Source organism: Chromobacterium sinusclupearum (assembly GCF_002902845.1).
Lineage (GTDB): Bacteria > Pseudomonadota > Gammaproteobacteria > Burkholderiales > Chromobacteriaceae > Chromobacterium > Chromobacterium sinusclupearum.
Window position 1 is genome coordinate 68,413 of sequence record NZ_PPTF01000094.1, and the last position, 10,486, is coordinate 78,898.

Here is a 10,486-nt window from a genome sequence, read left to right on the forward strand (position 1 = left end):
ACATGCTGGCCCATTCGCGCTACCAGCACGTCTACCTGCATCTGCAGCGCGGGCGCGGCCTGTACGAGTGGAACCGCCTTGACCGCTGGCATGAGATCCACCCGCCCACGGCGCATCTGGACGGCTACCCCAGCCCGCTGCTATTGGGGCAGGAGGCCGGCAAATAGACTGCCCGCCCAGCCGGTACGCGGGCGCGGCCTCCGATAAAGAAACAATGCCCTAGCCCTCCGCCCGCCAGTTGCCGCTCTTGCCGCCGTCTTTTTCCAGCAAGCGGATGCCGCTGATTTCCATGCCGCGGTCCACTGCCTTGCACATGTCGTAAATGGTCAAAAGGCCAAGATTGACGGCCGTCAGCGCCTCCATCTCCACGCCGGTCTGGCCCGTGCACTCCGCCGTGACTTCGATGCGCACCGCAGACTCGCCATCCAGCAGCTCAAAATCCACCGCCAGCCGCGTCAGCGCGATCGGGTGGCACAGCGGAATCAAGTCCCAGGTCTTCTTGGCCGCCATGATGGCGGCGACGCGGGCGATGCCGAGCACATCGCCCTTTTTGTGGCTGCCGCTTTTCACCAGCGCGAACGTGGCCGGCAGCATGCGGATCATGCCCTCGGCCACGGCGCGTCGCGCCGTGGCGGCCTTGCCGCCGACATCGACCATATGGGCCTGGCCGGCGGCGTCGAAATGGGTCAGTCGGGTCATGGGGCTTTCCCTCAATGAAAAACGCCCGCGGCGTTTTATCAACGCAGCAGGCGGAATATGAGCCAGAAACAGGCGACGATGATCAACAGGCCGGCGCTCCAGCGGACAGTGGCCAGCACGCGGCGCAGATAGCGGCGGTCATGGGTCAGCGCAAAGCACAGCAGCGCCCAGCCTATCGCCAGTATCGTCGCCAGCAGCCACAGCCGCCAGAAGCCGAACACAGCCTAATCCTGCTGCGGCAGCTGGTGGAAGCTGGACGGCGCGTCCAGCACGTCGTCGAAGCTGACGAACTCCCAGGCCTCCGGCGTTTCCAGCAGCTTGCGCAGCAGTTTGTTGTTCATCGCATGGCCGGACTTGTGGCCGGAGAAGGCCGCGATCAGAGGATGGCCGATGATATAGAGGTCGCCGATCGCGTCCAGGATCTTGTGGCGGACGAACTCGTCCGGAAAGCGCAGGCCCTCCGGATTCAGCACGTACTCGTCGTCGATCACGATAGCGTTGTCCAGGCTGCCTCCGCGGCCCAGGCCGTGGTTGCGCATGTATTCCACCTCGTGCATGAAGCCGAAAGTGCGGGCGCGGCTGATTTCGTCGCTATACGAATGGCGGGCGAAGTCGACCACCACGGTCTGCGGCGCGCGGTTGAACGCCGGATGGTTGAACTCGATGGACAGCGTGATTTTGAAGCCGTCGTACGGGTCCAGCCGGACCCATACGCCGCGGTCTTCCACCATCACGGTCTGTTTGACGCGGATGAAACGCTTTTTCTTGGACTGCTCGACAATCCCGGCCGTCTGCAACAGGTACAGGAACGGCGCGGCGGAACCATCCATGATGGGGATTTCCGCCGCCGTCACTTCGACGACCAGGTTGTCGATGCCGAAACCCGCGAAGGCCGACATCAGATGCTCGATCGTGCCGACACGCACGCCGGTGTCCGTCACCAGCGTGGAGGAGAGGCGCGTGTCGTTGACGAGCAATGGGTCCACCTTCACATCTACCGGCTCGGGCAAGTCGGTGCGACGGAAGAGGATGCCGGTATCGGGCGGCGCCGGCAGCAGGGTGAGCTTCACCCGCTCGCCGGAATGCAGACCGACGCCCGTGGCGCTGATCGCTTGCTTCAGCGTGCGCTGCAAGATCATTTCAGGCTACTCAATCCAGACGGGAAAACCCGATTCTAGCATAGCGACCGCCTATGCTTTATTGATTGATTCGCTAGCATGAATAGCGTTTATCTATCCGCATCCCTCGCTCAGTCCGCCTGCTTGCGCAGGAAGGCCGGAATATCGTAGCTCTCGCTGACTTCCGGATTGGAAAAGTCCAGCGACTGCGCGGCGCGGCGACGGCCGGTGCGCATGATGGCCGGCGCATCCAGGTCTTCGTAGTTCACCATTTCCACGGCGCGGTCGTCGGTGCCGGTCTTGACGATCTTGATGTACTCCGGACGATCCTCGTTGCGGGTGGCCTTCTTCTGGCCCAGGCCAGTGGCGATCAGCGTCACGCGGATGGTGTCTTCCGGCATGTCTTCCACTTCGGCGGTGCCGAACTTGATCTGCGCGTCTTCGTCCGCGTACTGGCGGATGATGCCCATGATCTCGCGGTACTCGCTCATCTTCAGGCAACCCGGAGCGGTGGAGATGTTCACCAGCACGCCGCGCGCGCCTTCCAGCGTGATGTTGTCCAGCAGCGGGCTGGCCACGGCCTGCTCGGCGGCCACGCGGGCGCGGTCGATGCCGGAGGCGTAGGCGGAACCCATCATCGCCAGGCCCATCTCGCTCATCACGGTGCGCACGTCGGCGAAGTCGACGTTGATCAGGCCCGGGCAGGTGATCACTTCGGCGATGCCGGCCACGGCGCCCTTCAATACATCGTCGGCGGCGCGGAAAGCTTCGCGCATGGTGACGTCGTCGCCCAGCACTTCCATCAGCTTCTCGTTGGGGATCACGATCAGCGAGTCCACATGCTTCTTCAGGTCCTCGATGCCGTTCTGCGCCACTTTCATGCGCTTGCCTTCATGGTCGAACGGACGGGTGACCACGCCCACGGTCAGGATGCCCATTTCCTTGGCCACTTCGGCCACCACCGGGGCGGCGCCGGTGCCGGTGCCGCCGCCCATGCCGGCGGTGACGAACACCATATTGGCGCCGCGCAGGGTTTCCGCGATGCGTTCGCGGTCTTCCAGCGCCGCGCTGCGGCCCACTTCCGGATTGGCGCCGGCGCCCAGGCCGCGCGTCAGGTTGGTGCCCAGCTGCAGCTTCTGCGGCGCGCGATTGCGCTGCAGCGACTGCGCGTCGGTGTTGGCGCAAATGAATTCCACGCCGTGCACGTTGCCGGAGATCATGTTGTCGATGGCATTGCAACCGCCGCCGCCCACGCCGATCACCTTGATCACGGCCGAGTTGGCCGTCTCTTGCATCACTTCGAATACCATTCCGCTCATTTCCCTCTCCTCACATAAAAGATGAGCCAATCAAACTGCTTTGTACTGCGCCCGAACAACATTGCTTACACCGCCGGCCCTCGCCGACGGCCCGAATCTCATCAGAAATTGCTGCCGAACCAGGCCTTCATGCGCGAGAACATCTGGCCCACGCCCGCCGACTCGGTCTTCACCGGGCCGGCGTAGCCCTGGATCTGCTCCTTGCCGTACAGCAGCAAGCCCACGCCGGTGGAGAAGCGCGGCGTCTTCACCACTTCTGCCAGGCCGCCGACATACTTGGGCACGCCCACGCGCACCGGCAGGTGGAACACTTCCTCGGCCAGTTCCACCATGCCCGGCATCAGGCTAGCGCCGCCGGTCAACACCATGCCGGACGACAACATCTCTTCAAAACCGCTGCGGCGCAGCTCCTGCTGCACCAGCTGGAACAGTTCTTCCACGCGCGGCTCGATCACCTCGGCCAGGGTGGCGCGCGACATCTGGCGCGGACCGCGCTCGCCCACGCCCGGCACTTCTATCATCTGGGCCGGATCGGCCATGCCCACCAGGGCCACGCCGTGCTGGATCTTGATGTCCTCGGCTTCCTTGGTCGGGGTGCGCAAGGCCATGGCGATGTCGTTGGTGATCTGGTCGCCGGCGATCGGAATCACCGCGGTGTGGCGAATCGCGCCGCCCACGTACACGGCGATGTCGGTAGTGCCGCCGCCGATGTCGATCAGGCACACGCCCAGGTCTTTTTCGTCCTCGGACAGCACGGCGATGGCGGAGGCCATCGGCTGCAGCACCAGATCGGACACTTCCAGGCCGCAGCGGCGCACGCACTTGGTCACGTTCTGGGCGGCGGACACCGCGCCGGTGACGATGTGCACCTTGGCTTCCAGCCGCACGCCGCTCATGCCCAGGGGCTCGCGCACGCCTTCCTGGCCGTCGATGCTGTATTCCTGGGTCAGGATGTGCAGCACCTGGTGGTCAGGCGGGATGGTCACGGCGCGCGCGGTTTCGATCACGCGATCGATGTCCATCTTGGTGACTTCGCGGTCCTTGATCGCCACCATGCCGTGCGAGTTCACGCTCTTGATGTGGCTGCCGGCGATGCCGACAAACACCTCGTGAATCTTGCAATCGGCCATCAGCTCGGCCTCTTCCAGCGCGCGCTGGATCGCCTGCACGGTGGATTCGATGTTCACCACCATGCCGCGCTTCAAGCCGCGCGAAGGCGTATGGCCCATGCCGACGATATTCAGCTGACCGTCTTCCAGCACCTCGGCCACGATCGCCACGATCTTGGAGGTGCCGATATCCAGGCCGACCAGCATGTTCTTGCTTTCCTTTGGTTTGCTCACCTGTCGCTCCAACGCCTAATCACTTGTTTCCCTTGGCCGGCGGCGCCTTGTAATCAGGCATCCGCACAGCGAATCCGTTCGGATAGCGCAGATCGACGTATTCAATGTGATACGGCAATCGCGCCAACTCGCTCTTCCAGTAGGTGGCGAAGCGCTCCGCGCGCATCGCCACATCGTTACGTCCCAGCTCCAGCTGCAGCTGGTTGTCCAGCCCCACTTTCCATGCCCGCCGCGACGACAGCCACAGTTCTCGCGGGACCAGGCCCGACGGCTGCAAGGCCTGGCGCAGTTGCGTCAGCATCGCCGTCATGTCCTTCTCCGCGCCGACCGGGCCGTAGAACACCGGCAGCGGCTGGTCGCTGGCGGCGTCGAAACGCTCGCCGCGGGTGTTCACCAGACCGTTCTCTCCCCAGCGCGCCAGCGCCACGTGCTCCTCTACGGTGATATCCAGCGCGTCCGGCCAACGCCGTCTCACCTGCGCGTCGCGCACCCATGGCAACTTGCCGAAGGCAGCCCGCGTCTTGTCGATATCCAAGGTGAAGAAGGTGCCGGCCAGCTCATGCTCCGCGATGAACTTCAGCTGTTCCGCCGTCACCCGGTTCATGTCGCCCTGAATCCGTATCTTCTTCACCGGGAACACTGGCGCATGCGTCAGCCAGAATCCCCCCGCGTACAGCAACATCAGCGCTGCCGCGCCCAGCATCCAATTGGCCAGGCCCCGGAGCAACCGATGGTTATCCCACATGCACCGTATCCAATACCTTCAGACACAGGTCCTCGTATGCGATCCCTTCGGCCTTGGCCGCCATCGGCACTAGGCTGTGGCTGGTCATGCCCGGGTTGGTGTTGGCTTCCAGCAGATAGATGCCGCCGGCCTCGTCCATCAGGAAATCCACCCGGCCCCAGCCCTGGCAACCCAGCACCTTGAACGCCGTCAGACACAGTTCGCGCGCACGGCGTTCCGCCTCGCCGGCCAGGCCAGGGCAGCGGTACACCGTGTCGTCGCGGAAATACTTGGCGTCGTAGTCGTAGTACTCGGTCGCCGGTTCGATCTTCACCGTCGGGTAGGCGGTCTCGCCTATCACCGCGCAGGTGTATTCGCCGCCGCCGATGAACTGCTCTGCGATCACCACGCGGTCGTACTTTCGCGCTTCCTCATAAGCCGCGCGCAGACCGCCGGCTTGCTTGACCTTGGTCACGCCGATGCTGGAGCCCTCGGTCGACGGCTTGACGAAGATGGGCAGGCCCAGCTGCCGCTCGATCGCGTCGAAATCGCTGTCGTCGGACAACAGTTCAAACGCCGGGATCGGCAGACCCGCGCCCTTCCACAACAGCTTGGTGCGCCACTTGTCCATGCTGATGGCGGAAGCCATCACGCCGCAGCCGGTATACGGCACGCCCAAGGCTTCCAGCGCGCCTTGCAGGGTGCCGTCTTCGCCGAACGGGCCGTGCAGCACGTTGAACACGCGGTCGAATCCTTCTTCCTTCAGCGCCGCAAGCGGTTTTTCCGACGGGTCGAACTTGTGCGCGTCCACGCCTTTGCTCAGCAAGGCGGTCAATACGCCGTTGCCGCTCATCAGCGACACCTCGCGCTCCGCCGAGCTTCCCCCCATCAACACCGCCACCTTGCCGTACTGCTTCATCTGTCTATCCTCAACACGCCCGCATCGCGCGCGGGCAAAAATCCATTCAAACGGCCTGCGCCACCACTTTGGCCGGCACCGCGCCGATCGAGCCGGCGCCCATGGTCACTACCACGTCGCCGTCCTGCGCCGCGTCCAGAATGGCCTGCGGCATGTCGGCGATGGCTTCGACGAACAGCGGCTCCACCTTGCCGCCCACGCGCACCGCGCGCGCCAGGGCCCGGCCGTCGGCCGCCACGATGGGCGTTTCGCCGGCGGCGTACACCTCGGACAGCAGCAGCGCGTCGACGCCGGACAGCACTTTCACGAAGTCTTCGAACAGATCGCGGGTGCGGGTGTAACGATGCGGCTGGAAGGCCAGCAGCAACCGGCGGTCCGGGAAGGCGCCGCGCACCGCGGCCAGCGTGGCGGCCATTTCCACCGGGTGGTGGCCGTAGTCGTCGATCAGCGTGAAGCTGCCGCCATCCTTGGCCTTCACCTCGCCATAACGCTGGAAACGGCGGCCCACGCCGGCGAACTCGGCCAACCCTTGCTGAATGGCCTCGATGCTGGCGCCGCATTCCAGGCCGATGGCGATGGCGGACAGCGCGTTCAGCACGTTGTGGCGGCCCGGGAAATTCAATACCACCGGGAAGCGGGTGAGGGTGCCGTTCTTCACCACCACGTCGAAATGCATCTGCCCGGCCGAGGCGCGCACGTTTTCGGCGTAGATGTCGGCCGAATCGTCCAGACCATAGGTGGTCACTGGCTTGGTGATGCGGTCCTTGATCTCGCGCACGTTGGGATCGTCCACGCACAGCACGGCGCGGCCGTAGAACGGCATGCGCTGCAGGAAATCGACGAAGGCCTGCTTCAGCTTGTCGAAGCTGTGGCCATAGGTGTCCATGTGGTCGGCGTCGATATTGGTCACCACCGCCATCACCGGGGACAGGTGCAGGAAGGAGGCGTCCGATTCGTCCGCTTCCGCCACCAGGAACTCGCCGGAACCGAGCTTGGCATTGGTGCCGGCGGCGGTCAGCTTGCCGCCGATGACGAAGGTCGGGTCCAGGCCGGCCGCGCCCAGCACCGACGCGGTCAGGCTGGTGGTGGTGGTCTTGCCGTGGGTGCCGGCGATGGCGATGCCCTGCTTGAAGCGCATCAGCTCGGCCAGCATCATCGCCCGCGGGATCACCGGGATGCGCTTGTCGCGCGCGGCCAGCACTTCCGGGTTGTCCGCCTTCACCGCGGTGGAGGTCACCACCACGTCGGCGCCTTGGATATAGGTGGCGTCGTGGCCAAAGAATACGCGCACGCCTTCCGCCGCCAGCCGTTTGGTGGTGGCGCCGTCGGCCATGTCCGAGCCGGACACGGTATAGCCCAGACCGTGCAGCACCTCGGCGATGCCGCACATGCCGACGCCGCCGATGCCGACGAAATGTATATGTTTGACCCTGTGTTTCATGTCTGTATGTCTCTACTGGGACGCTTCTGCGGCGTCCGGTCTATCCCCGGCCAACTGCTGGCACAGCGCGGCCACCCGGCCGGCCGCGCCGGAACGGGCCAGCGCGCGCGCGCGCTCGGCCTTATCCAGCAATTGGTCTCTGTCCAGCTGCGCCAACAGGCTGGCAAGCTTGTCGGCATTCAATTCTGTTTGCGGCAAATGCCAGGCCGCGCCCGCTTGGGCCATCCACTCGGCGTTGTCGCGCTGATGGCTGGTGGTGGACACCACCAGCGGCACCAGCACGCTGGGCACGCCGGCGGCGCACAGCTCGCTGACCGTGATGGCGCCGGCGCGGCAGATCACCAGATCGCACTCGGCCAGGCACCCCGGCATGTCGTCGACGAAAGGCAGCAGCTCTACCTGATCCCGTAGGCCTGCGTCCTGATAGGCAGCTTCGACGGCGGCGAAATTGGCCTCGCCGGTTTGATGCGTCAGCTGAGGCCGCCGCTCCGCCGGCAGCATGGCCATCGCCTGCGGCAAGGTTTCATTCAAAATCCGGGCGCCCAGGCTGCCGCCCACCACCAGCACCTTCAAAGGGCCGCCGCGGCCGGCAAAGCGCTCGGCAGGCGCCGCGATGGCCTCGATCTCGCGCCGCACCGGATTGCCGGTGACCAGCGCCTTGGCGTCGCGCGCCGCGCTGCCGTCGAAGCCGCACACCAGCTTCTTGGCAAACGGCAGCAGGGCCCGATTGCTGAGCAGCAGGCTGGCGTCGGCATTGACCAGCACCAGCGGCTTCCACAGCAGACCGGTCATCACGCCGCCGGGCAGGCAGACATAACCGCCCATGCCCAGCACCACGTCCGGGCGGTGCCGGAAGATCAGCGCGCCGCTTTTGAAAAACGCGCCCACCAGCTGCAAGGCGCCTTTCAGCGAGCCCAATAAACCTTTGCCGCGAACGCCATGGAAATTCAGCCGCTCCAGCGGGATGCCGGTGGGCGGCACCAGCTTGTTTTCCATGCCGCGGCGCGTGCCCAGCCATACCACTTTCCAGCCGCGCTGTTGCAGTTCCTTGGCCACGGCGATGCCGGGGACGATGTGTCCACCCGTGCCTGCCGCCATCACCATGACCGTTCGATTCGCCATTTACCTTCTTCTTCCGTAGGGCGGAAGCCCAAAGGACGTTCCGCCATTCATCTCAAAATTGCGCCGCTTGTCGGCGGAACGTCCGGCGTGCCGGGCTTCCATCCTACGCCGCGCGCGCTGCGCGATTTTTGCTTCGCTCTTCTGCTGGTGGGACGGAGGCCAAAGGGCGTTCCGCCAATCATCACAACGCTTGCCATCCATCGGCGGAACGCCCGGCTCAGCCGGGCTTCCGCCCTACACCTTGTAGCCCCGCATAATCCTTCGGTTTTCATAATCAACCCGCAACAGCACCGCCATCGCGATCAAATTCATCAACATCGCCGAACCGCCGAATGACATCAGCGGCAGCGTCAGGCCCTTGGTCGGCAGCAAACCCATGTTCACGCCGATATTGAAAAACACCTGGATGCCCAACCAGATGCCCATGCCCTGCGCCACCAGCGCCTGGTAGTAGCGCTCCAGCTTTTTCGACTCCACGCCGATGTGAAAAGCGCGGCGCACGATCCAGGCATACAGGCCGATCAGCACGCAGATGCCGGCGAAGCCGAACTCCTCGGCGATCACCGCCAGGATGAAGTCGGTATGCGCCTCCGGCAGGTAGAACAGCTTCTCGATGCTGCCGCCCAGGCCAACGCCAAACCATTCGCCGCGGCCGATGGCGATCAGCGAGTGCGACAGCTGGTAGCCCTTGCCGTACGGGTCATCCCACGGGTCCATGAAGCCCAGCACCCGCTTCAAACGGTACGGCGACGACACGATCAGCAGCACGATGGCGACGATGGCCATCAGCGCCAGCCCGCTGAAGATGCGCATATTGATGCCGCCAAGGAATAACAGGCCCATGGCGATGGACATCACCACCATCAAGGCGCCGAAGTCCGGCTCCCGCAGCAGCAGGAAGGCCACCACCACCATGGCGGCGAACATCGGCGCGAAACCCTCCTTGAGGCTGTGCATCAGGTGCGTCTTGCGCACCGTGTAATCGGCCGCGTACAACACGGTGGCGAACTTCATCACTTCCGACGGCTGCAGGTTCAGCACAAACAGATTGATCCAGCGCCGCGAACCATTGACCACCTTGCCGATGCCGGGGATCAGCACCAGCACCAGCATCACCAGGCCGATCAGGAAAATCTTTCCCGAATACTTCTGCCAGAACGCCGTCGGCACCTGGAACGCGGCGTAGGCCACAGACAGCCCGATCACCATGAACACGATGTGGCGGATCAGGTAGAAGTAACGGTTCTGCGTCGCCGCGTCGGCCTCCGCATACGCGATGGACGCCGAATACACCATCACCAGGCTGATCGACAGCAGCAGCGCCAGCGCCCAGGCCAGCGCCTCGTCGAGCGGGGTGATCGCCGTGTAGCGGCGCGCCGGGTTGCGGATCATGTCCGTTCCGCCTTCACCGCCGCCACGGTGTCGATGAACACCTGCGCGCGGTGCGCGTAGTTTTTGAACATGTCCAGGCTGGCGCAAGCCGGCGACAGCAGCACCACATCGCCCGGCTGCGCCAAGTCCGCCGCGCGGCGCGTCGCCGCCTCCAGCGTGTCGAAGCGCTCCAGCGCGATGCCGCTGCCGGCCAGCGCGGCCTCGATCTTGCCGGCGTCGCGGCCGATCAGCAGCACGGCGCGCGCGATGCGCTGGCAGGCCGGTTTCAGCGGCGCGAAGTCCTGGCCCTTGCCGTCGCCGCCGGCGATCAGCACCACCGGCCGCGTCATGCCGGACAGCGCCGCCTCGGTGGCGCCGACATTCGTGCCCTTGGAATCATCGATAAACGCGACGCCGCCGAATTCGTCTA

11 protein-coding genes are annotated in these 10,486 nt (G+C 64.7%); all 11 read right to left on the reverse strand.

Going from position 1 to position 10,486, the window contains the following annotated elements:
- Nucleotides 1-219: 219 nt before the first annotated feature.
- On the reverse strand, nucleotides 220-699 hold the full coding sequence (moaC, locus tag C2134_RS19610; protein ID WP_103321757.1) for a cyclic pyranopterin monophosphate synthase MoaC: 480 nt from the start codon (nucleotides 697-699) through the stop codon (nucleotides 220-222).
- A gap of 38 nt (nucleotides 700-737) precedes the next feature.
- On the reverse strand, nucleotides 738-920 hold the full coding sequence (locus tag C2134_RS19615; protein WP_103321758.1) for a hypothetical protein: 183 nt from the start codon (nucleotides 918-920) through the stop codon (nucleotides 738-740).
- 3 nt (nucleotides 921-923) lie between these two features.
- Nucleotides 924-1,835 carry a UDP-3-O-acyl-N-acetylglucosamine deacetylase gene (lpxC, locus tag C2134_RS19620; RefSeq protein WP_199155459.1) on the reverse strand — a complete coding sequence of 304 codons (912 nt, stop codon included), beginning with the start codon at nucleotides 1,833-1,835 and terminating at the stop codon, nucleotides 924-926.
- A gap of 113 nt (nucleotides 1,836-1,948) precedes the next feature.
- Complete coding sequence (gene ftsZ, locus C2134_RS19625; protein ID WP_103321760.1) at nucleotides 1,949-3,136, reverse strand: cell division protein FtsZ; 1,188 nt, start codon at nucleotides 3,134-3,136, stop codon at nucleotides 1,949-1,951.
- 101 nt (nucleotides 3,137-3,237) lie between these two features.
- On the reverse strand, nucleotides 3,238-4,479 hold the full coding sequence (gene ftsA / locus C2134_RS19630) for a cell division protein FtsA (RefSeq protein WP_103321761.1): 1,242 nt from the start codon (nucleotides 4,477-4,479) through the stop codon (nucleotides 3,238-3,240).
- 19 nt (nucleotides 4,480-4,498) lie between these two features.
- Entirely contained in the window at nucleotides 4,499-5,224 is a 726-nt protein-coding gene (locus C2134_RS19635) for a cell division protein FtsQ/DivIB (protein WP_103321762.1), read from the reverse strand.
- Nucleotides 5,214-6,122 carry a D-alanine--D-alanine ligase gene (locus C2134_RS19640; RefSeq protein WP_103321763.1) on the reverse strand — a complete coding sequence of 303 codons (909 nt, stop codon included), beginning with the start codon at nucleotides 6,120-6,122 and terminating at the stop codon, nucleotides 5,214-5,216. The genes C2134_RS19635 and C2134_RS19640 overlap by 11 nt, the downstream gene beginning before the upstream one ends.
- A 46-nt stretch (nucleotides 6,123-6,168) precedes the next feature.
- A complete protein-coding gene (gene murC / locus C2134_RS19645; RefSeq protein WP_103321764.1) occupies nucleotides 6,169-7,563 on the reverse strand; it encodes a UDP-N-acetylmuramate--L-alanine ligase in 1,395 nt (464 codons plus the stop codon).
- A gap of 12 nt (nucleotides 7,564-7,575) precedes the next feature.
- Nucleotides 7,576-8,685: an undecaprenyldiphospho-muramoylpentapeptide beta-N-acetylglucosaminyltransferase gene (gene murG / locus C2134_RS19650; protein WP_103321765.1), complete on the reverse strand. Its 1,110-nt coding sequence runs from the start codon at nucleotides 8,683-8,685 to the stop codon at nucleotides 7,576-7,578.
- Nucleotides 8,686-8,919: 234 nt separating this feature from the next.
- On the reverse strand, nucleotides 8,920-10,077 hold the full coding sequence (ftsW, locus tag C2134_RS19655; RefSeq protein ID WP_052246711.1) for a putative lipid II flippase FtsW: 1,158 nt from the start codon (nucleotides 10,075-10,077) through the stop codon (nucleotides 8,920-8,922).
- On the reverse strand, nucleotides 10,074-10,486 hold a 413-nt coding region (locus C2134_RS19660), incomplete at its 5' end, for a glutamate ligase domain-containing protein (RefSeq protein ID WP_369406790.1). The genes C2134_RS19660 and ftsW, both read right to left, overlap by 4 nt.

Bases quoted from the DNA above. Each gene is read 5' to 3' on its own strand.
- moaC (WP_103321757.1), bottom strand. From the start codon at position 699: ATGACCCGACTGACCCATTTCGACGCCGCCGGCCAGGCCCATATGGTC.
- ftsZ (WP_103321760.1), bottom strand. From the start codon at position 3,136: ATGAGCGGAATGGTATTCGAAGTGATGCAAGAGACGGCCAACTCGGCC.
- C2134_RS19635 (WP_103321762.1), bottom strand. From the start codon at position 5,224: ATGTGGGATAACCATCGGTTGCTCCGGGGCCTGGCCAATTGGATGCTG.
- C2134_RS19640 (WP_103321763.1), bottom strand. From the start codon at position 6,122: ATGAAGCAGTACGGCAAGGTGGCGGTGTTGATGGGGGGAAGCTCGGCG.
- murC (WP_103321764.1), bottom strand. From the start codon at position 7,563: ATGAAACACAGGGTCAAACATATACATTTCGTCGGCATCGGCGGCGTC.
- murG (WP_103321765.1), bottom strand. From the start codon at position 8,685: ATGGCGAATCGAACGGTCATGGTGATGGCGGCAGGCACGGGTGGACAC.
- ftsW (WP_052246711.1), bottom strand. From the start codon at position 10,077: ATGATCCGCAACCCGGCGCGCCGCTACACGGCGATCACCCCGCTCGAC.